At 46.7% G+C, this 270-nt stretch carries 1 rRNA gene; it reads left to right on the forward strand.

The features are described 5' to 3' along the window. A 23S ribosomal RNA gene (locus FCL48_RS24780) occupies window positions 1-270 on the forward strand; the annotation flags it as partial.

Here is a 270-nt window from a genome sequence, read left to right on the forward strand (position 1 = left end):
AATTGTTTATACAACCAGGAGGTTGGCTTAGAAGCAGCAACCCTTTAAAGAAAGCGTAATAGCTCACTGGTCTAATGATACCGCGCCGAAAATTTAACGGGGCTAAGCATAGTACCGAAGCTACGGAATCAGATTTATCTGATTGGTAGGAGAACATTGTGGCCGCCTGAGAAGGTACACCGAAAGGAGTGCTGGAGGTTCCACAAGAGCTTATGTTGACACGAGTAGCGAAAATGAGGGTGAGAAACCCTCACGCCGAAAGCCTAAGGT

Origin of the sequence: Desulforhopalus sp. IMCC35007, assembly GCF_005116575.1 — a bacterium.
Taxonomy (GTDB): Bacteria; Desulfobacterota; Desulfobulbia; order Desulfobulbales; family Desulfocapsaceae; genus Desulforhopalus_A.